This is a genomic window from Micromonospora sp. NPDC048063, from assembly GCF_043202855.1.
In the GTDB taxonomy this organism is placed as follows: Bacteria; Actinomycetota; Actinomycetes; order Mycobacteriales; family Micromonosporaceae; genus Micromonospora.
The window spans coordinates 92,225-111,393 of the sequence record NZ_JBIDBG010000009.1 but is presented as its reverse complement, the minus strand read 5'-3'; the positions used below and the strand labels follow the sequence as shown (position 1 = coordinate 111,393).

At 74.4% G+C, this 19,169-nt stretch carries 20 protein-coding genes; 7 read left to right on the top strand and 13 right to left on the bottom strand.

The genetic code is table 11. The features are described from left to right. Positions 1-8: 8 nt before the first annotated feature. Both ACGFZ2_RS22140 and ACGFZ2_RS22135 read right to left on the bottom strand, forming a co-directional pair. Positions 9-221: a DUF397 domain-containing protein gene (locus ACGFZ2_RS22140; protein ID WP_393456370.1), complete on the bottom strand. Its 213-nt coding sequence runs from the start codon at positions 219-221 to the stop codon at positions 9-11. Beyond that, on the bottom strand, positions 212-1,018 hold the full coding sequence (locus ACGFZ2_RS22135; protein WP_393456367.1) for a Scr1 family TA system antitoxin-like transcriptional regulator: 807 nt from the start codon (positions 1,016-1,018) through the stop codon (positions 212-214). The genes ACGFZ2_RS22140 and ACGFZ2_RS22135 overlap by 10 nt, the downstream gene beginning before the upstream one ends. Before the next feature lie 247 nt (positions 1,019-1,265). Here ACGFZ2_RS22135 and ACGFZ2_RS22130 point away from each other — a divergent pair, with 247 nt between their 5' ends. From ACGFZ2_RS22130 to ACGFZ2_RS22115, 4 genes are all read left to right on the top strand, one after another. Further along, on the top strand, positions 1,266-2,552 hold the full coding sequence (locus ACGFZ2_RS22130; protein ID WP_393456364.1) for a histidine kinase: 1,287 nt from the start codon (positions 1,266-1,268) through the stop codon (positions 2,550-2,552). A 41-nt stretch (positions 2,553-2,593) separates the two neighbouring features. Next, positions 2,594-3,295: a response regulator gene (locus ACGFZ2_RS22125; RefSeq protein WP_393269672.1), complete on the top strand. Its 702-nt coding sequence runs from the start codon at positions 2,594-2,596 to the stop codon at positions 3,293-3,295. A gap of 82 nt (positions 3,296-3,377) precedes the next feature. After that, positions 3,378-4,271, top strand: coding sequence for an ABC transporter ATP-binding protein (locus tag ACGFZ2_RS22120; protein ID WP_393269632.1), 894 nt, complete (start codon positions 3,378-3,380; stop codon positions 4,269-4,271). Beyond that, positions 4,268-5,329 carry an ABC transporter permease gene (locus tag ACGFZ2_RS22115; protein ID WP_393456361.1) on the top strand — a complete coding sequence of 354 codons (1,062 nt, stop codon included), beginning with the start codon at positions 4,268-4,270 and terminating at the stop codon, positions 5,327-5,329. The genes ACGFZ2_RS22120 and ACGFZ2_RS22115 overlap by 4 nt, the downstream gene beginning before the upstream one ends. A gap of 216 nt (positions 5,330-5,545) precedes the next feature. Here ACGFZ2_RS22115 and ACGFZ2_RS22110 read toward each other — a convergent pair whose 3' ends face one another. Continuing rightward, positions 5,546-6,349 (bottom strand): SGNH/GDSL hydrolase family protein, encoded by an 804-nt coding sequence (locus ACGFZ2_RS22110; protein WP_393269621.1) that lies wholly within the window; start codon positions 6,347-6,349, stop codon positions 5,546-5,548. 347 nt (positions 6,350-6,696) lie between these two features. On the opposite strand from ACGFZ2_RS22110, the gene ACGFZ2_RS22105 reads away from it, so the two are divergent. Continuing rightward, positions 6,697-7,488 (top strand): shikimate dehydrogenase family protein, encoded by a 792-nt coding sequence (locus tag ACGFZ2_RS22105; protein WP_393269618.1) that lies wholly within the window; start codon positions 6,697-6,699, stop codon positions 7,486-7,488. 112 nt (positions 7,489-7,600) lie between these two features. On the opposite strand, the gene ACGFZ2_RS22100 is transcribed toward ACGFZ2_RS22105, so the two are convergent. Beyond that, entirely contained in the window at positions 7,601-8,587 is a 987-nt protein-coding gene (locus ACGFZ2_RS22100; RefSeq protein WP_393456358.1) for an ornithine cyclodeaminase family protein, read from the bottom strand. Between the two features lie 112 nt (positions 8,588-8,699). On the opposite strand from ACGFZ2_RS22100, the gene ACGFZ2_RS22095 reads away from it, so the two are divergent. Next, positions 8,700-10,148 (top strand): nitroreductase family protein, encoded by a 1,449-nt coding sequence (locus ACGFZ2_RS22095; protein WP_393456355.1) that lies wholly within the window; start codon positions 8,700-8,702, stop codon positions 10,146-10,148. A gap of 78 nt (positions 10,149-10,226) precedes the next feature. Here the strand turns inward: ACGFZ2_RS22095 and ACGFZ2_RS22090 are convergent, their stop codons facing one another. Further along, positions 10,227-10,889 (bottom strand): DUF402 domain-containing protein, encoded by a 663-nt coding sequence (locus tag ACGFZ2_RS22090; protein WP_393456353.1) that lies wholly within the window; start codon positions 10,887-10,889, stop codon positions 10,227-10,229. Positions 10,890-10,996: 107 nt separating this feature from the next. Then, complete coding sequence (locus tag ACGFZ2_RS22085) at positions 10,997-12,247, bottom strand: hypothetical protein (RefSeq protein ID WP_393456351.1); 1,251 nt, start codon at positions 12,245-12,247, stop codon at positions 10,997-10,999. Positions 12,248-12,469: 222 nt separating this feature from the next. On the opposite strand from ACGFZ2_RS22085, the gene ACGFZ2_RS22080 reads away from it, so the two are divergent. Further along, a complete protein-coding gene (locus ACGFZ2_RS22080) occupies positions 12,470-13,024 on the top strand; it encodes a hypothetical protein (protein WP_393456348.1) in 555 nt (184 codons plus the stop codon). A gap of 64 nt (positions 13,025-13,088) precedes the next feature. Here the strand turns inward: ACGFZ2_RS22080 and ACGFZ2_RS22075 are convergent, their stop codons facing one another. The 7 genes from ACGFZ2_RS22075 to pgsA all read right to left on the bottom strand — a co-directional run bounded on the left by ACGFZ2_RS22075 (position 13,089) and on the right by pgsA (position 19,164). Beyond that, entirely contained in the window at positions 13,089-13,838 is a 750-nt protein-coding gene (locus tag ACGFZ2_RS22075; protein WP_357701515.1) for a YebC/PmpR family DNA-binding transcriptional regulator, read from the bottom strand. A 243-nt stretch (positions 13,839-14,081) separates the two neighbouring features. Continuing rightward, positions 14,082-14,690: a pyridoxal 5'-phosphate synthase glutaminase subunit PdxT gene (gene pdxT / locus ACGFZ2_RS22070; RefSeq protein WP_393456345.1), complete on the bottom strand. Its 609-nt coding sequence runs from the start codon at positions 14,688-14,690 to the stop codon at positions 14,082-14,084. Between the two features lie 76 nt (positions 14,691-14,766). Next, a complete protein-coding gene (gene pdxS, locus ACGFZ2_RS22065) occupies positions 14,767-15,684 on the bottom strand; it encodes a pyridoxal 5'-phosphate synthase lyase subunit PdxS (RefSeq protein WP_358093221.1) in 918 nt (305 codons plus the stop codon). 189 nt (positions 15,685-15,873) lie between these two features. Then, on the bottom strand, positions 15,874-16,377 hold the full coding sequence (locus ACGFZ2_RS22060; RefSeq protein WP_393269670.1) for a hypothetical protein: 504 nt from the start codon (positions 16,375-16,377) through the stop codon (positions 15,874-15,876). A 2-nt stretch (positions 16,378-16,379) separates the two neighbouring features. Next, on the bottom strand, positions 16,380-17,540 hold the full coding sequence (locus tag ACGFZ2_RS22055; RefSeq protein ID WP_393456342.1) for a glycosyltransferase family 4 protein: 1,161 nt from the start codon (positions 17,538-17,540) through the stop codon (positions 16,380-16,382). Between the two features lie 15 nt (positions 17,541-17,555). Next, entirely contained in the window at positions 17,556-18,488 is a 933-nt protein-coding gene (locus ACGFZ2_RS22050) for a phosphatidylinositol mannoside acyltransferase (protein ID WP_393456339.1), read from the bottom strand. 43 nt (positions 18,489-18,531) lie between these two features. Then, positions 18,532-19,164, bottom strand: coding sequence for a phosphatidylinositol phosphate synthase (pgsA, locus tag ACGFZ2_RS22045; protein ID WP_393269594.1), 633 nt, complete (start codon positions 19,162-19,164; stop codon positions 18,532-18,534). Between the last annotated feature and the right edge of the window lie 5 nt (positions 19,165-19,169).

Below are 19,169 nucleotides of genomic sequence, written 5' to 3'. Positions count from 1 at the left end.
CCGGGCCGTCAGCCGTGACGAGCGGGCCGGAGGGCGCCGGCGGTGGCCGCGGCGAGGAAGCCGGTCCAGGCCACGGGGCCGAAGGCCAGCACCGGTCCCCCACGATCCTTGCTGTCGCGTACGCCCACCACGCCGACCAGGTTCGTCGCCACCTCGACACAGGTGGAACCGCCGTTGCTGCTGCGGGTTGACGTGCGCCAGATAGCGCCGGTCAGGTCCACGACCGTGCCACCTCCTGAATCAGCTTTCGGGACGCCCGGCGGTGCAGCGCCTCGCCCCGCACCCGTTCCCACGCGCGTTGAAGGCTATCAACGTCCTCGGACCGATCTGTGACCTGCGCCCGCAACTGGTTGTCGAGGTGGGCCACCTCCGCGCCATCCGTGGTGCGGGCCAGGATGAACGGCCCAGCAAGCCCAGGATGCATGCCGACGTCGGCGGGCACCACATGAATATCGACCTGGGGAAGGTCACCCACCTCCAACAGGTGCGAGAACTGCTCGGCCATCACCTGCCGGTCGCCGATCTGCCGGCGTAGCACCGCCTCGTCCACGACGAAGACGACCTCCGGCGGGGCCTCCCGGGTCAGCACCGCCTGGCGGGCCAGCCGGGAGGTCACCCGCTGCTCCACCTCGGCCTCGCGGAGCATGCCGCCGCCGGTGAGCACCGCGCGGGCGTACGCCTCGGTCTGGAGCAGGCCGGGGACCAGCGCCGGCTCGAACCAGCGGATCAGCGTCGCCTCCGCCTCCACCGAGATCCACTCCCGCAGCCAGGGCGGCGCGGCGTCCGCGCGGACCAGGGTGAGCAGCCGTTCGAAGAAGCCCTCCGACTCCAGCGCCGCGTCGACCCGGCCCACGAAGTCCTGCGACGGCGTGCGGTGCCCGATCTCCACCATCCCGACCAGCGAGGACGAGTAGTTGATCTGCTGGGCCAGCTCCTCCTGGCTCAGCCCCCGGTCGCGCCGCGCCCGGCGCAGTTCGCCGCCGAGGAACTCCAGCGTGGAAAACTGCCCGACTCCCATCACACCTCCACCACAGCCACGCCGATCACCGCCAGCACCCGCCACCGGGGCCGCCCCGGCCCGCACCACCGGCCGGCGACGCCTTCCGACCGTAGTCGCCCGAGCAGCAGAGTGTGAACAGGCACGACGGAGGAGGTCGACACGGACAGGCGCGCGAACCCGTACCCCCGGCTGCGCGGCGGCCGCACGTGGCCGCCCGGCAGGGTGCCCGGCCGACGCCGACCAGCGGGATGGGATCCTCACCAGGGTGAACACCGTGATGGACGACGACTGGCGGCGGCCGGGCCCCACCCCGGAACAGCGGCGGTACGACGTCTACGTCGGGCTGGCCACGGTCGTCCTGGCGCTGGTCAGCCTCACCCTCGCCCGCAGCACCGGGGCTTTCCTGCTGGGGCCGCCGCCCTCCGGGCCGGAGCAGGTCTTCTGGACCGTCGCGGTGACGCTGCCGGTGATCTGGCGACGCCGGTTCCCCGCCGCCACCCTTCTGGTCATCGCGATCGCGTTCGTCGCCGCGCAGGCGCGCTCCGCCCCGGAGTCGCAGCTCTCCTCGTGGGCACTGTTCGCGGCCCTCTACTCGCTCGGCGCCTGGGGGCCGGACCGCCGGCTGGCCCGCCGGCTGCGGATCGGCGTCATCGCCACCATGTTCGCCTGGCTGGGGGTCTACTACGCGGTCACCATCGACAGGATCCCGGCCGACGCGTTCGACCGCGCGGTCGGTCCGGTGCCCCCCGTGCTCGCCGCGATAGTGAACGGGGTGCTGGTCAACGGCCTCTTCTTCGGGTTCGCGTACTTCTTCGGGGAGACCGCGTGGCTGGCCGCCCGCCGGCAGCACGAGGTGCAGGCGCGGGCCGAGGAGTTGCGCCGCTCGCAGGCCGAGGTCCGTGAGCACGCGGTGGTGGGCGAGCGGGTCCGCATCGCCCGGGAGCTGCACGACGTGGTCGCCCACCACGTGTCGGTGATGGGCGTGCAGGCGTCCGCCGCCCGCCGGGTGCTCGACAAGGACCCGGCGAAGGCCCGCACGGCGCTCGGCGCGATCGAGGAGACGGCCCGCACGGCGGTGGACGAGCTGCGCCGGATGCTCGGCCTGCTCCGCGCCCGCGACGACCGCCCGGAGCGCGCGGACGAGCCGGGGCCCGCCGCGATCGACCAGGTCACGGCCGTGGTCGACCGGGCCCGCGAGGCCGGCCTGCGGGCCACCCTGGGGGTGTACGGGGACCGGGTGCCGCTGCCGGAGTCGGTCTCCCAGGCCGTGTACCGGATCGTCCAGGAGGCCGTGACGAACGCGCTCAAGCACGCCGCCGGGGCGACCGCACTCGACGTGCGGATCCGCTACCTGGCACACGAGGTGGAGGTGGACGTGACCGACGACGGACGGGCCACCCGCCCCGCGAACGCCGACGGGCTGGGCCTCGTCGGGATGCGCGAGCGGGTCGCCACCCACGGCGGGGCGCTGGAGGCCGGCCCGCGGGCCGGCGGTGGCTGGCGGGTACGGGCCCGGTTCCCGCTCCCGGTCACGGCGGGGCGTCCGGCGTGACCGCCGACCGCGACGTCGCCGGCGTGGGCGCCGAGCGTGAGGTGCCCGACGCCGACCGGCCGGTGCGGGTGCTGCTCGCCGACGACCAGCACCTGGTCCGCACCGGCTTCCGGGTCATCCTCGAGGTGGAGGACGACATCGAGGTGGTCGGGGAGGCCGCCGACGGGGAACGCGCCGTCGGCATGACCCGGGCGCTGTGCCCGGACGTGGTGCTGATGGACGTGGAGATGCCCGGGGTCGACGGGCTGGAGGCCACCCGGCGGATCACGGCCGAGCAGGACGAGCCGGGCGGGCCGGCCGTGCTGATCCTCACCACCTTCGACCGGGACGACTACCTGTTCGCCGCGCTGCGCGCCGGGGCCAGCGGCTTCCTGCTCAAGAACGGCACCCCGGAGGCGCTGGTCGAGGCGATCCGGGTGCTCGCCCGGGGCGACGGCCTGCTCGCCCCGGAACTCACCCGGCGGGTGATCGCCACCTTCGCCCGCCCCGGCGACCCCGCCGGGCGGGGCGGCGTCCGGACCTCTCCCGAGGCGGCGCTGCGCGACCTGACGCCCCGCGAACGGGAGGTCCTGGTCCTGGTCGCCGGGGGTGCCAGCAACGCCGAGATCGCCGCGGAGCTGCACCTGGGCGAGGCGACGGTGAAGACGCACGTCAGCCGGGTGCTGGCCAAGCTCGGCCTGCGCGACCGGGTGCAGGCGGTGGTCTTCGCGTACGAACACGGGGTGGTGCGACCGGGCGGCTGACCCGCCTCCGCCGCGCGGGGGACCTGCCCGCTCAGCCTCCGGGCGGACGGCGGCGGGCAGTTGACGATCTACCGTGGCCGCCGTGACCAGTGTGCTCCGTCTCGACGGCGTCGACCGCAGCTTCGGCGACCGTCGGGTGCTCCAGAACGTGTCCTTCGACGTGGCGGCCGGCCGGATGACCGGCTTCGTCGGCGGCAACGGCGCCGGCAAGACCACCTCCATGCGGATCATCCTGGGGGTGCTCGCCCCGGACGCCGGGGAGGTCAGCTGGCAGGGCGCTCCGCTGACCCGGGAGGTCCGCCGTCGCTTCGGCTACATGCCGGAGGAACGCGGCCTCTATCCGAAGATGAGCGTCCGGGAACAGGTGGCCTACCTGGGCCGGCTGCACGGCATGACGGCCGCCTCCGCGCGGCGCGGCACGGACGCGCTGCTGGAGCGGGTCGGGCTCGCCGAGCGCGGCGACGACCTGCTGGAGACGCTGTCGCTGGGCAACCAGCAGCGCGCGCAGATCGCGGCCGCGCTGGTGCACGACCCCGAGGTGCTGGTGCTCGACGAGCCGTTCTCCGGCCTCGACCCGCTGGCCGTGGACACGGTCGTGGCGGTCCTGCGGGAGCGGGCCGCCACGGGCGTGCCCGTGCTCTTCTCCAGCCACCAGCTGGACGTCGTGGAGCGGCTCTGCGACGACCTGGTGATCATCGCGGGCGGCGTGATCCGCGCCGCCGGCAGCCGGGAGCAACTGCGCGCGACGTACACGGTGCCCCGGTTCGAGCTGGTGGTGGAGACCGACGCCGGCTGGCTGCGGGACCAGCCCGGGGTGACCCTGGTCGACCTGGACGGCGCCCGCGCCGTGTTCGACCTCGCGCCCGGCGCGGACGAGCAGGTGGTGCTGCACGCGGCGCTGGCCCGCGGCCCGGTGCGCGCGTTCCGCCCGGTCAGCCCGTCCCTCACCGAGATCTTCCGAGAGGTCACCCAGTGAACACCACGCAGGCCACCCGGCTGGTCGCCGCCCGGGAGATCCGGGTCAAGCTGCGCGACCGCACCTTCCTGATCAGCACCCTGTTCTTCCTGCTGATCGCCGCCGCCGCGACCATCCTGCCGCCGCTGCTCTCCGGCGGCCCGTCGAGCGTGGCGGTGACCGAGGCGGCGGCCGGCCCGCTGCGCGAGGCGGGGCTGGAGGTGCGGCTGGCGCCCGACGACCGCGCCGCCGAGCAGGCCGTCCGCGACGGCGACGTGGACGCCGCCGTGGTCTCCGGGCCGGCGGTGCTGGCCATGGACGAGGCCCCCGACGACGTGCTAGCGGCGCTGAGTACGCAGCCCCCGGTGCGGCTGCTGGACCCCGACGCGGTGGACCCGGTGGTGGCCTTCCTGGTGCCGTTCGCCTTCGCGTTCGTCTTCTTCGTCACCTCGCAGACCTTCGGCGTGCAGATCGCGCAGAGCATCATCGAGGAGAAGCAGACCCGGATCGTGGAGATCCTGGTGGCCGCGGTGCCGGTCCGGGCGTTGCTGGCCGGCAAGATGGTCGCCGGCACCCTGCTGGCCCTCGGGCAGATCGCCCTGGTCGCCCTGGTCGCCGTGGTGGGTGTGCAGTTCGGCGACAGCGGTGGGCTGCTCTCGCTGCTGGCCCCGGCGATCGGCTGGTTCGTGCCGTTCTTCCTGCTCGGCTTCGTGCTGGTCGCGGCCATGTGGGCGGCGGCCGGGGCGCTGGTCAACCGCCAGGAGGACATCGCCGGCGTGTCGATGCCGGTGCAGCTCGCGGTCATGCTGCCGTTCTTCGCGGTGATCTTCCTGAACGACAACGCGACCGCCATGCGGGTGCTGTCCTACCTGCCGTTCTCCGCGCCCACGGCGATGCCGTTGCGGCTGTTCACCGGGGACGCGGCCGGCTGGGAGCCGCTGCTGTCGCTGGCCCTGCTGCTGGTCGCGGCCGCCGCGCTCGTCGCGGCGGGGGCCCGGGTGTACGAGGGTTCGCTGCTGCGCACCAACGGCCGCACCTCGGTCCGGACGGCGTGGCGGTCGCGCGAGACGGTGGGCTGAGCGGTGTCGCGGGGCGCCGGCCGGGCGTACCGCGTCCGGGGCTGACGGCCGGCGCGGCCCGGCACGCCCACCACGTGCCGGGCCGCCGCGGCCGGTCGGCCCACGTCCCGCGGGGATCGGGCGAGGACCACCGGGAGCCGGGACGGACGCGCGCCACCGCCGCCGCGGGCGGCTGCCGGATCAGCCGGTACGCGTCGGCGGTGGCGCGCGGTCGGGTCAGTCGGCGGCGTTGCGGAAGACCGGGTAGTAGCCGCCGGACTGGCCGGCCGCGGTCGGGTGGTAGGAGACGCCGAGGTTGAGGTAGTTGAGGGCGTGCAGCCACTTCTCGCCGTAGCTGCACAGCTGGTGCCCGACGAAGGCCGAGCGCACGTCGGCAAAGGTGAAGCCGGCCGCGTTGGCCGCGCTGCGGGTGATGTCGTCGACCAGGTTGATGGCCTCGTTGATCTTGGCACGCGAGGTGGCGCTCAGCCCGACGCAGACGGTGCCGAGCTGGTAGAAGACCGGGTACCCGACGACCACGACCCGGGCGTTCGGGGCCCGGGTCTTGATGCCGTTGTAGACGTTGCTCAGCAGGCCGGGGAGCTGGGCGCGGGCCTTGTCCTCGGCGGCCTGCACGGCGGCGACGCACTCGGTGGTGCCCTTGAGCACACAGGTGGTCATGATGTTGGAGTAGCCGACGTCGTTGCCGCCGACCGTGATGCTGACCAGGCTGGTGGTGGAGCTGAGCGCGGAGAGCTGGGTGTTGATCACGCTGGTCGTGGTGGCACCGGAGCAGGCGACCGAGCGGTACGAGGCGGGCTTGACGGTGGCGGCGTACAGCGCGGGGTAGGCGTTGGTGCTGCGCTGACAGGAGCCGCTCTCGCTGGTGTAGCTGCCGGCGCCGACGCCCGAGGCGTAGGAGTCGCCGAGGGCGACGTAGCGGTCGGTGGCGGCGGCCTGGGCGGGGGTTGTCAGGGACAGGCTGGCGCCGAGAGCCGCGGCGAGGCTCAGGGCGAGGGTCACGAAGCGAGTTCTCCGCACGTCGCACTCCGGGGGTGAGAGGGATCGGTGCGAGATTGATATCACTAAATATTTCCCGGCGAAAGATCCTTGCGGCGATCTTAGGGGTGCCGGCAACGGTTTCCGGGTCCGGCACCCCGTACCGCCGCGACCGCCCACCCCGCGCCTCCGGGGGTCGGACGCCCCCGGCACCCCCACCGTCCCCTACGGAACCGGCGGCGCCGACCGGGCGGAAGGGGCCGGCTCGGCGGACGACGCGAACCCGGAGGGACCCCACGTCCGGGCCCGCGATAGCGTCGGCGCGGCGCGGCACCCCGACCGGCGGGACGGGCAACCCTGGGCGTCGGCCATCGACACGGAGGCGCGGCATGACGGAGATCGGCGGCACCACCCGGCTGTACGCGCTGCTCGGCGACCCGATCGCGCAGGTACGCGCCCCCGGCCTGCTCAATCCGGTGCTGACCCGCCGCGGCACCGACGCGGTGCTCGTCCCGGTCCACGTCGCACCGGCCGACCTCACCCCGGTCGTACGCGGCCTGCAACGGGTGGGCAACCTGCACGGGATGCTGGTCACCGTGCCGCACAAGGCCGCCGCCCTGGCCCTCGCGGACCGGGCCAGCGACCGCGCCCGCCTGGCCGGCAGCGCCAACGCCCTGCGGCGCGAGCCCGACGGAACCTGGACCGCGGACACCTTCGACGGCGACGGGTTCGTCCGCGGGCTGGCCACGGCCGGACACCACCCCCGGGGCCGCCGGGTGTGCGTGGTGGGCGCGGGCGGGGCGGGCAGCGCCATCGCCGTCGCCCTGCTCGACGCCGGCGTGGCGGAGCTGCGGCTGGCCGACACCGACCCGGGCCGGCTGGAGACGCTGCGGCGACGGCTGTCCGCCGCGTACCCGGACCGGGTCACCGGAGCGGCGCGACCGCGACTGGCCGACGCCGACCTCGCGGTCAACGCGACCCCCCTCGGGCTGCGCCCCGACGACCCGCTGCCGTTCCCGGTGGCCGAACTGCCCACGGACGCCGTGGTCGCCGACATCATCATGACCCCGGCGGAGACGGCCCTGCTGGCCGAGGCCCGCGCGCGCGGCCTGCGGGCGCACCCCGGCGAGCCGATGCTCGCCCACCAGCTCGACTCCTACCTCGCGTTCTTCGGGCTCTGACCGGGACCCGACCGCCGCACGGTGACGTGACCGCCGGCCCACCGACCGGGGGCCGGCCGATCGATTGGGGCGCCGCGCGGACGTCGCCCCGGTGGAGCGCCGGCGGCAGGCCCTACCCGGGCCGCCGGGCGAGGTCGTCGCGGTAGACCTCGACGCCGACGACGAGGTCCTGCCACGGCATTCCGGTCCCCTTGAACAACCGTGGTCGACCGGCCGGCAACCGCACGCGGCCGGTCACCACGTCACGGAGCGGACGCAGGTCCTCCTCCCGCAGCACACCGGCCGCCAGCGGAGCGACGATGTCGCCCGCCTCCCGCGGGGTGCCGGCCAGCGACTCGACGACGACGTGGGAGCGGGCGACGAGGCGGTCGTCGACCTCGCGGGCGTCCGGCGAGTGCGACCCGATCGCGACGACGACGGCGTCGGGCCGGACCAGGGCACCGTCGAACAGCGGCGTCGACGCGCTGGTGCAGCAGCAGATGACGTCCGCCGCCGTCACCGCGTCGGTGACCGGGCCGGGCTCGTACACCCGCACCGGGACGCCCGCCCGGTCGCACCGCGCGGCGAGCCGGTCGCGCCGTGGGCCGTCCCGTCCCACCAGGAAGACCTCGGCGATCGCGTGCAGCGCCAGCATCGCCTCGACGTGGGCGCGGGCCTGGGGGCCGGTGCCGAACACGGTGAGCCGCAGCGCGTCGCCCGCCGCGCGGGGCAGCAGGTGCCGCACCGCGAGCGCGGACACGGCGGGCGTACGCAGGTTCGTCAGGGCGGTGCCGTCGACGAGCGCCGCCGGGCGTTGCTCCGGGCCCTCGAAGAGGACGAAGGCCCCCTGGATGAGCGGCAGACCGCGACCGGCGTTGTCGGGGGTGCTGGTCAGCAGCTTGCAGCCCGAGTACGCGCCCCGCGTCGCGGGCATGACGAGCAGCTCGCCGCCCCGCGTGGTCACCTTCGAGCGGGGCGTCTCCCGCTCGGGGTCGAGGCCCGCCCGCAGGGCGGCCTCCAGGGCGTCCACCGCGACCCGGACCGGGGTCGCCGCGACCGCCTCCGCGGGGATCAGGCGCATGCCGGCGAAGGACGCGGCCGGCGGGATCGGATCGGTCATGGTGGCCTCCGGCGGCGGACGGACGAGGAACGCCCCGAGGCTAAGCCCCGCGCGGGGTGGGGTGGTCGGTGCGGTCGTCACTACGGTGCGGGGCCGTGCGCGCACTGGCAGGATGGCCGCTGTGGACCTCGACTCCGGCGCCGGGCTGCTGCACCGGCTGACGTCGTACGTGCCGAACCGCGACTGGGACGTGCCCGGGGACGACCCGCGGATCCGCCACGACCTCGTGCCGAACGACCCCGAGACCCTGCCGCCGCAGCTCAAGGGCTATCCGGACGGCCTGCCCGTCGTCGCCCTGCCGCGCGACCTGCACGACCCGGGGATCCCCGCGACGGCGGTGCTCGCGGGCGCCGCGGGCCGGGCGCAGCTCCTCGACGCCGCGCAGCTCGGCCGCGTGCTCTTCCTCGGCGCCGGCGTCGTCCGCACCGCCGAGCGCCACGGGCGGCCGTTCCTCTACCGGGCCGCCGGTTCGGCCGGCGCGCGCTTCCCGCTGGAGGTCTACGCGAGCACCCGCGACGTCGCGGGCGTCCCGGACGGCGTGCACTGGTACGACCCGGCGCGGCACGCGCTCGTCCAGGTCGCCCCCGCCGCCACCGGAGCGGCCACCACGCTCGTCGTCACGGGCGTGCCGTGGCGGACGGGGTGGCGGTACGCCGAGCGCGGCTGGCGGCACCTCTACTGGGACGCCGGGACGCTGCTGTCCCAACTGTCGGCGGCGGCCGCGAGCGCCGGCCTCGCGCCACGGCTGCGGACGCTGTTCCCGGACGCCACGGTGCGCCGCCTCGTCGGCGCGGACGGGGTGCACGAGTATCCGCTCGCCCTGCTGTCCCTCGGCGACGGCGAGCCGGCGACCGGCCCCACCGCGGCGGCGGTGCCGGGTGAGCTGCCGCCGGTCGAGCTGCCGCTGTGCACCGCCGCGCAGCGCGCGGGCGAGCGGGACACCCTCGGGGAGCCCTGGCCGGAGGCGCCGCCGCTGCCGGAGTTCCCGCCGTCCGACCCGCTCGACGAGGTGGTGCGCCGGCGCGGGTCGCAGCGGCGGATGGACCGGTCCCGGACGCTGCCGCGCGCCCTGCTGGAGTGGCCCCTGGCCGCCGCCCTGCGCGGCGTGCCGGTGCCGCACTGGGTGGCCGTGCACGGCGTCGACGGTGTGGCGCCCGGTCTCTACCGCTGGCCCGACCTGGCGACGCCGCTGCGGGCCGCGGAGCTGCGTGACGAGCTGCTGCGGGTCTGCCTGGACCAGGCGCTCGCCGGCGACGCGGCGTACGTCGTCGTCGGGGCCACCCCGCTGTCGGCGCTCGACGACCGCGGCTACCGCGACGCCCAGCTCGCCGCCGGGCTCGTCGAGGGCCGGCTGCACCTCGCGGCGTACGCCCTGGGCGCCGGCGCCTCCGGGATGACCTTCCTCGACTCGGAGGTCCCGGGCCTGCTCGGCGAGCCGGACGACCTCGCGGCGCTGCTGTTCACGTGCGTGGGCGTCCCGGAGTACGCGTCGCGCGCCGGCGGCGGGCCGGGCCGCCCGGTCGAGGTCCGTCCGGTCATGCCCCGCAGCGGCGGGTCCTGACGAGCAGGGCCGAGGCACGCTCGGGGCCGGCGGGCTGCGGTCAGCGGGTCGGCGTCCCAGTCGGTCAGCGGTCAGCGGTCAGCGGGTCGGAGGGACGGTGTCCCAGCCGGCCGGCAGGGCCGGCACCGGCCACGCCGGGTCCGGCCGCCACAACGCCCACGCCTCGTCCCACCACCGCTCCCCGGCGTCGAGCAGGGCGGCGATCCGGTCGCCCTCGGCGCGGATCGCGTCGGCCGTCCCCGGATAACGCCCCTCTTCCAGGCGCTGGGCGAACATCTCCACGTCCTTCCAGACGTAGCGGGCGGCGTCGGCCGGCCACCAGAGGTCCAGCTCGTGGTCGAGGGTGTCCACCCCGATCGCGGTACGCCGGAACGGGTCCTGGAGGTTGAAGTACCACCCGGCGAAGGCGCGCTCCGGGCCGGTCCAGAAGACGTCGACGGAGTGCGCCTCGCCCGGGCGGTGCAGCATCAGCTTGCCGTGGCCGCTCCACGCCCGGTGCCCGGCGACCTGCCACGGGTGCCGCCCGCACGGGAAGCGCCCGGTCTCGGGGAAGCCGAACTCCGCGCCCGGGGGCAGGTAGAGCACGAGCAGGTCGGGCGAGTCCTCGACGCAGACGGTCGGGCAGGCGAACCACACCTCGCCGTGCAGGACCTCGCGCCGGACCACCACGTCGCCCGGGGCGAAGCGGTGCCCCTTCCCGACCCGCCCACCGTCCCGCTCCACCCGACCCGGACGATCCACTCCCCCAACCTACCGACTGTCGGCGTCCCGGTTCGCGTGGACGTTTCTGCGCGTCGTCGCAGTCCTCCAGGACGTCGAAGACCTCACGCGCGCCGTCCTCGTCGGGCTCAGCGGGGCCGGGAGAGCACGGCACGGGCTGCGGGTCGGCGCCCGGCGACGGTGGATCCGGCCGTGGCGAAGGGGTTCGGCGTCGCTCCCGTCCACTGCTGGAGGACGGCGGTGCCGGTCTGCCGCCGCTCACCGTCAACCGTGGTCGTCCCGCTGCTGACCACGTAGAACCGCCCGTCGCCGAGCGCCTCCAGGCCGAAGCTGCCGGGCCCCTCCCAGCCGCGGACCCCGGTGGCCGGATCGGCCAGCCCGGCCGGGGCCAGCGGGACGATCCAGCCGGTCGCGCCGTCCGGCTGGCCGGTGATCACACCGGTCTGCGGGGCGACGGTGCCGTCGATCGCGTAGAGCGTCCAGTTCGGAAACTCCGGCTTGCCGCCCCGGTAGACCGCCATCAGCCACCGGCGGGTGTGCCGGTCGTACTCCAGGTTCTGCACCCCGAAGGTGGTGTTCCCGGTCCGGACGAAGACCTTGGAGTACGGCTGCCCGGGCCCGCTCCGGTGCGGTGCCGTCTGGCTGAGCGAGCGGGCGAGGAGGCTCCACCGCCGCACGTCGTACGCGAGCAGCACCTGGTGGTCGTTGTCGGTACGCGTCGTGTTCGGGTAGATGCCGTAGGCGACCATCAGCACGTTCCGCCCGCCGGCGGTGCCCAGCGCCGGCCCGAACGAGACCCCGTCGATGCCGCTGGCGCCGTACCGGTGGTCGGCGGTCTGCCCGGTGTCGCCGTCGAAGACGCCGTCGCCGTCCAGGTCCGCCGTGAAGTCGTCGACGACCTCCTTCAGGTAGACGGTGGTCATCACGCCGTCCGTCTCGGCGTCCATTCCGATCCGGGTGATCCGGGCGACGTCGAAGATGGCGATGTAGAAGGCCCGCTGCGCCTTGTACTCCAGCGAGCCGTAGACGCGGCCGTCCTCCGGGTTGACGTCCAGGTCGCCGAGGTGGCCGGTCAAGCCGGTCACCGTGCCGACGACCCGACCGTCGAGGTCCGTCTTGACCAGGAGGTTCGTGAAGGACCAGTAGACGTGACCGCGGCTCCAGTCGACCGCCACTCCCTGCACGTGGCCCGAGGACCACGCGCCCCCGTACACCGTCGCCGGCATGTTCGGGGGCGCCACCGGTGGGCGCGACGTCCCGACGGCCACGCCCCGGCCCGGAGTCGGCAACGGGCCCGCCGTCGCATGCGGCGGGGCGACGGCGCCGGCCAGGACGGGAATCGCCAGGACGGCAGCCGCGGCGGTGAGGGTCCTTCGCATGTCTCTCCGTTGCTCAAGAAGATCAAACAGCGGGAGATCCTATGCGAGCTTTCCGAACGGCGGGTGTCCGGATGATCATCCGGAAATTTCGCCCGTCCGGGCGGCGGCCGTCCCGATCACCGCCCGGACGGATACGGGGCAGGGAACACAGCGCGCGGGGCGACGGTCGCCCGGCGATCTTGCCGCATCGACGGGTGGACAGCGTTCATACGATGAGCCGCGATGCGGCAGAGACTGTGGACCGAGATGACGAACAGGTCGGTGGCGGCCTGGTGCAAGCTGGTCGTCGCCGCCGCCGTGCTGCTCGGCGCCGCTTGGTGGAACGTGTGGGAGATCAGCCGCACGTGGGACTACGTCGATGCCGCCTTCGTCTCGCCCACGCCCGGCAGCCTGGAGATCGCCAGGTGCGACGAGGGCACCGAGAGCAAGGGCAACTGGACCTGTCACGGCCCTTTCACCAGCACTGACGGTGCGGTACGAATCGACTCGATCAGCCTGCGCGTCCCGGTCGAGGCGGGACCGGGCACGATCACTCCGGCCATGGTCAGCGGCACCGACGCCGAGGGGGCGTGGTCCACCGACTGGGGGATGGCCGTCGGTCGGCTAGGGGTCCATGCCATCGCGGGGGCCGCCGGCTTCTTCGCGTGGTTGTTCTTCCAGCTCGCGGGGGACAGCGACGAGCCGGCGCGCCGACCGGTCCGGGGTGCCCGGACGCCGCGCCTGCCGCACAACCAGCATCGGAACCGACGCCGCCGGAAGACCACGCGGCGGCGGTAGCCGGTTCCCCGCCGCGTCGACGGGGAACCGACCGGAGGCGCGGCGGCTCAGCCGACGCCCTGGGTCAGCCGACGGCGGCCATGATCTCGTCGGAAACGTCGAAGTTCGCGTAGACGTTCTGCACGTCGTCGCAGTCCTCCAGGACGTCGATCAGCTTGAAGATCTTGCGCGCGCCGTCCTCGTCGAGGGGGACGTTGACGCTCGGGATCAGCGCCGACTCGGCCGACTCGTACTCGATGCCGGCGTCCTGGAGCGCGGTGCGCACCGCGACCAGGTCGGTCGGCTCGGAGACCACCTCGAACGCCTCGCCCAGGTCGTTGACCTCCTCGGCACCGGCGTCGAGGACCGCCATCATCACGTCGTCCTCGGTCGTCCCGGCCTTGGGGACGATCACCACGCCCTTGCGGGAGAACATGTACGACACCGAGCCCGCGTCGGCGAACGAGCCGCCGTTGCGGGTCAGCGCGGTGCGCACCTCGGTGGCCGCGCGGTTGCGGTTGTCGGTCAGGCACTCGATGAGCAGCGCCACGCCGTTCGGGCCGTAACCCTCGTACATGATGGTCTGGTAGTCGGCGCCGCCGGCCTCCAGGCCGGAGCCGCGCTTGACGGCGCGGTCGATGTTGTCGTTCGGGACCGAGTTCTTCTTGGCCTTCTGGATGGCGTCGTAGAGCGTGGGGTTGCCGGCGGGATCGCCACCGCCGGTCCGCGCGGCGACCTCGACGTTCTTGATGAGCTTGGCGAACATCTTGCCGCGCTTGGCGTCGATGACCGCCTTCTTGTGCTTGGTCGTCGCCCACTTTGAGTGGCCGGACATCTGTTACCTCCGTTGCTACCCGCCGTCTGCATCGACCGCACCGCGCACGCCCCGCTCCCACCGGCGCACGCGGTGGTGCCGGTCAGCCCTGGTGGAAGCCGTGACGGGCAGATGGCCCTGCCGAATCTCGGCAATCCTACCGACGCCCGGCGGCCCGCTGTCACCGCGCCGCGCCTCGCCGCCACGCCCCGCCCGCCCGGACCAGGACAGACGGGGCGAAAACAAGGCACGGCTCGCCGCCGCTCAGCGCGACGCCCGGACCAGCTCCACGAAGTACGCGTGCACGCGCGCGTCGCCGGTCAGTTCGGGATGGAAGGAGGTGGCCAGCAGGTTGCCCTGCCGGACCGCCACGATCCGCCCGGCGGCCGGGCCCTCGTTCACCGTGCCGAGCACCTCGACGCCGTCGCCGACCCGCTCGACCCACGGCGCCCGGATGAACACCGCGTGGAACGGCCCGCCGTCGACGCCGGTGATCGCCACCGGCGCCTCGAACGAGTCGACCTGCCGCCCGAACGCGTTGCGCCGCACGGTCATCTCGATGCCGGCGAAGCCGCGCTGGTCGGGCCGGCCGTCGAGGACCTCGGTGGCCAGCATGATCATGCCGGCGCACGAGCCGTACACCGGCATCCCGCCGGCGATCCGCTTGTCGATCGGCTCGCGCATCTCGAAGATGTCGGCGAGCTTGCTGATCGTGGTGGACTCGCCCCCGGGGATCACCAGCCCGTCCACCGCGTCCAACTCCTGCGCCCGACGCACCGGGCGGGCGTCCGCGCCCGCCGCGGCGAGGGCGGCGACGTGCTCGCGCACGTCGCCCTGGAGCGCGAGCACACCGATCACGGGTGCGTCGCCCATCTGCCGCTCCTCTCCTGGTTAGGAAGGGCCCCTTCCTCTACCTCAGGCGTTAGGAAGGTGCCCTTCCTTACACCCTTCACCAGCCGCGCTCGGCCAGGCGGTGCGGCTGCGGGATGTCGTCGACGTTGATGCCGACCATCGCCTCGCCCAGGCCCCGGGAGACCTTGGCCAGCACGTCCGGGTCGTCGTGGAAGGTGGTGGCCTTGACGATCGCGGCGGCCCGCTGCGCCGGGTTGCCGGACTTGAAGATGCCGGAGCCGACGAAGACGCCCTCGGCGCCGAGCTGCATCATCATCGCGGCGTCGGCCGGGGTGGCGATGCCACCGGCGGTGAACAGCACCACGGGCAGCTTGCCGCTCTCGGCGACCTCCTTGACCAGCTCGTACGGCGCCTGGAGCTCCTTGGCGGCCACGTACAGCTCGTCGGTCGGCAGCGAGCCCAGCCGGCGGATCTCCTGGCGGATCCTGCGCATGTGGGTGGTGGCGTTGGAGACGTCACCGGTGCCGGCCTCGCCCTTGGAGCGGATCATGGCCGCGCCCTCGGTGATCCGGCGCAGGGCCTCGCCGAGGTTGGTCGCGCCGCAGACGAAGGGGACGGTGAAGGCCCACTTGTCGATGTGGTTGGCGTAGTCGGCCGGGGTCAGCACCTCGGACTCGTCGACGTAGTCGACGCCGAGCGACTGGAGGATCTGGGCCTCCACGAAGTGGCCGATCCGGGCCTTCGCCATCACCGGGATGGAGACGGCGTCGATGATGCCGTCGATCATGTCGGGGTCGCTCATCCGGGACACCCCGCCCTGGGCGCGGATGTCGGCGGGCACCCGCTCCAGCGCCATCACGGCGACGGCGCCGGCGTCCTCGGCGATCTTGGCCTGCTCGGCGTTGACCACGTCCATGATCACGCCGCCCTTGAGCATCTCGGCCATGCCGCGCTTGACGCGGGCGGTGCCGGTGACCGGGCTGGCGCTGGCGTTCTGGGCAGTCGTTTCGGGCACGGGTCATCGCTCCTCGACGTGCTCGGGGTGGGGTGGCTGCGAAAATGCTACGGCCGTCCCAACGCCCGTCCGACAGCCAATCAGACCCACGGTGGCCTGCCCTGTGGCAGTCGTCACCGCCCCGCCGCCGCCCGGTCGCCGGGTGCGCCCGGCGTCCCGTCTGGGCGTTCTGTCGGGTCCGTGCCCGCCTCAGCCGGCGGGGACGTCCGCCGGGACCGTGAGGGTGGGGTCGTCGATGTCGAAGTAGCGCGGCCAGGGCCGGCGTCGCCCCATGCGCAGCAGCCGCACCAGCGGACGGCCGCGCGCCGCGCGGGCGTCGCGGACCAGGTCGGTGTGCACCTGACGGGCCAGGGCGAGCCGTCGGCTGGCGCCGATCACCGCCTCGCAGTCCGGATCGGCCGGGTCCAGCTCCACGGCACGCAACTGGCGGGTGAGGTCGTTCTCGGCGGCCTCCCGCTCGTCCGGCTGCGCGTCCAGCGCGATCCGCGCCGCCGCGTACAGCTCGACGCCGTAGCGCCGCTCGGCGAGGACCGCGGCGGCCGCCGCGCGGCGCAGCAGGTGGGCGTCCAGGGCGCGGGCGGCCAGCTCGGCCCGGCCGTGCAGCCGGTCGACCCGGCCGGCGGTCCAGACCAGGTACGCCGCGACCAGCCCGACGGCCAGGGCCGCGACCACCCCCCACCACATGCCCGACATCGTCAGTCCAGCCCCACCCATTCGGTGTCCATGACCCGCCCGTCGGTGGCCTCGATCGCCGCCGCGTACACCTCGAGGACCCGGCGGGCGACCACCGGCCAGTCGAAGGTGGCCACCACCTGGTCGCCGCAGGCGGTCAGCGCGGCCCGGCCGTCGGGATCGTCGAGCAGGTCGGCCAGGGCGGTACACAACGCGGGCCGGTCCCCCGTGGGGAAGAGCCGGCCGGCCCGGCCGCCGTCGAGCACACGGCGGAACGCGTCGAGGTCACTGGCCACGACGGTGGTGCCCGCCGCGAGCGCCTCGGTGAGGATCATGCCGAAGGACTCCCCGCCGGTGTTCGGCGCCACGTAGAGGTGCACGCTGCGCAGCATCCGCGCCTTGTCCTCCTCGGAGACCAGCCCGAGGAAGGTCACCTGGTCGCGCAGCTCGACCGGGAAGCGCCCGAACAGGTCGTCCGGGTCACCGGGGCCGGCCACCAGCAGCCGCAGCCCGGGACGCTGCCGGGCCAGCTCGACGAAGGCGTCGCGCAGGATCGGGAAGCCCTTGCGGGCCTCGGTGAACCGGCCGAGGAAGCCGATCGCGCCGCCGCGCCCGGGCGCGCACTCCCCCGGCCAGCCGGGCAGCGGCTGCGCGTGGTTGAACTTCGCGACGGCCACCCCGTTGGGGATCTCCACCGCGCCGCCGTCCATGTGCTCGACCTGCACCTTGCGCGCCAGCGCGCTGACCGCGATCCGGGCGGTGATCCGCTCCAGCACGATCTGGAGCACCCCCTGCGCGGCGGCGAGCGCCCGCGACCGGGTCATCGCCGTGTGGAAGGTGGCCACCACCGGCCCGCGGGCGGAGAGCACGGCCAGCAGCGACAGGCTCAGGGTCAGCGGCTCGTGCACGTGCAGCACGTCGAAGTCGCCCCGGGTGATCCAGCGCCGCACCCGCGCCGTGGAGACCGGGCCGAACGCGATCCGCGCCACCGAACCGTTGTACGGCAGCGGCACCGCCCGCCCCGCCGGCACCACGTACGGCGGCAGCGGGGAGTCCTCGTCGGCCGGGGCGAGCACGCTCACCTCGTGTCCGAGGCCGATCAGCGCCTCGGCGAGGTCCATGACGTGGTTCTGCACCCCGCCCGGCACGTCGAAGGAGTACGGGCACACGATGCCGATACGCACGCCTCAACCCCTCCCTTACGCCTGTCCGGCAGCCGGGGAGGGCAGGGTCGCGCCGCCACCCGTGCCGTGCTGGTCCAGCCACATCCGCTGCAACATGTGCCAGTCTTCCGGATGCCGGGCGATGCCCGCCGCCAGACCGTCGGCGATCCGCTGGGTCAGCGACCGGACCCGCCGGTCGAGCGGGCCCTCCTCGGGGTCGGGCAGCGGCAGCGGACCCTCGATCGACGCGCGGGCCGCGTCCGCCTCGTACCACATCGAGGCGACGTAGAGGGGCGCCCCGGTGCGCAGGGCGAGCAGGGCCGGGCCCGGCGGCATCCGGGTGCGGGCCCCGAAGAAGTCGACCTCCACCCCCCGGGCGGAGAGGTCCCGGTCGGCCAGCAGGGGCACCACCGTGCCGGCCCGGACCCGGTCGACCAGCACGTCGAAGGCCGGCCGGTCGCCGCCGTGGGTGGGCAGGATCTCCATGCCCAGGCTTCGCCGGAAGGCAAGGAACCGCTGGTAGACGCCCTCGGGCTTGAGCCGCTCGGCGACCGTGGTGATCGGCCAGCCGGTCGCCGCGACCCAGGCGCCGGCGGCGTCCCAGTTGCCGGCGTGCGGCAGCGCCACCACCGCGCCCCGGCCGGCCGCCACGTCGGCCGCGAGCAGTTCCTCGCCGTCGAGCCGGAAGCCGGCCAGGATCTCCGTCCGGCTGAGCGAGGGCAGCCGGAACGCCTCCATCCAGTAGCGGGCGTACGAGCGCAGGCCGCGGCGGACCAGCTCGTCGAGGTCGGCCTCGGGCAGGTCGGGGCCGACCACCCGGCGCAGGTTCGCGCGCAGTCGGGCCGTACCCCCGCCGCCGCGGCGGTGGGCGCGGTCGGCGCCCGCCCGGAACGCCGCGGCCACGACGGGCCGGGGCAGCGCGCGGATCACGCGCCACCCGGCGACGTAGCCGAGCTCGGTGAGGTTCACCGGCGCCGGCCCCCGGACAGCGGCCGACCGGCGCTCGTCGCGCTCACCCCTGCCCGCCCGGGGTGTGCACCCGCTGGGCCTGGCGGTAGACGTGGGCCATCCGCTGGCCGACGGTGAAGATCGACACCGCGGCGAGCAGCCAGAGCGCGATCTCCAGCGCGGGCCGGACGCCGAGGCCGGTGAGCAGCCCGCCCACGCCGACGATGAGCAGCCGCTCGGTGCGCTCGGCGATGCCCACGTTGCACGTCATGCCGAGCCCCTCGGCCCGGGCCTTGACGTAGGAGACCAGGCCGCCGGCGGCCAGGCAGAGCAGCGCGGCGGCGACGCCCGAATGGTCGTGCTCGGTGGCGAGCCAGTACGCCACCGCGCCGAAGACCGCGCTGTCGGCGATCCGGTCCATGCTCGAATCGAGGAACGCCCCGAATTTCGTGGAGCCGCCGCTCATCCGGGCCATCGTCCCGTCGAGCAGGTCGGTGAGCGCGAACACGGTCACGATCAGGGCCCCGGCGACCAGATGGCCGCGGGCACCGAAGCCGAGCGCACCGACGAGCACCCCGAGGGTGCCCGCCACGGTGACCGCGTTGGGGGTTACGCCCGCTCGGAGCAGGCCGCGTGCGACCGGCTCGACGACGCGGGTCATCCCCGCGCGGGCCGTCACTTGGAAGATCTTCGCCATGGCGG

What these genes read in the sequence shown, in the direction of transcription:
- ACGFZ2_RS22105 (WP_393269618.1), top strand. Translation starts at nt 6,697, where the DNA reads ATGACGGAGATCGGCGGCACCACCCGGCTGTACGCGCTGCTCGGCGAC.
- ACGFZ2_RS22135 (WP_393456367.1), bottom strand. Translation starts at nt 1,018, where the DNA reads ATGGGAGTCGGGCAGTTTTCCACGCTGGAGTTCCTCGGCGGCGAACTG.
- ACGFZ2_RS22085 (WP_393456351.1), bottom strand. Translation starts at nt 12,247, where the DNA reads ATGCGAAGGACCCTCACCGCCGCGGCTGCCGTCCTGGCGATTCCCGTC.
- ACGFZ2_RS22095 (WP_393456355.1), top strand. Translation starts at nt 8,700, where the DNA reads ATGGCCGCTGTGGACCTCGACTCCGGCGCCGGGCTGCTGCACCGGCTG.
- pgsA (WP_393269594.1), bottom strand. Translation starts at nt 19,164, where the DNA reads ATGGCGAAGATCTTCCAAGTGACGGCCCGCGCGGGGATGACCCGCGTC.
- ACGFZ2_RS22080 (WP_393456348.1), top strand. Translation starts at nt 12,470, where the DNA reads ATGCGGCAGAGACTGTGGACCGAGATGACGAACAGGTCGGTGGCGGCC.
- ACGFZ2_RS22100 (WP_393456358.1), bottom strand. Translation starts at nt 8,587, where the DNA reads ATGACCGATCCGATCCCGCCGGCCGCGTCCTTCGCCGGCATGCGCCTG.
- pdxT (WP_393456345.1), bottom strand. Translation starts at nt 14,690, where the DNA reads ATGGGCGACGCACCCGTGATCGGTGTGCTCGCGCTCCAGGGCGACGTG.
- ACGFZ2_RS22075 (WP_357701515.1), bottom strand. Translation starts at nt 13,838, where the DNA reads ATGTCCGGCCACTCAAAGTGGGCGACGACCAAGCACAAGAAGGCGGTC.
- ACGFZ2_RS22060 (WP_393269670.1), bottom strand. Translation starts at nt 16,377, where the DNA reads ATGTCGGGCATGTGGTGGGGGGTGGTCGCGGCCCTGGCCGTCGGGCTG.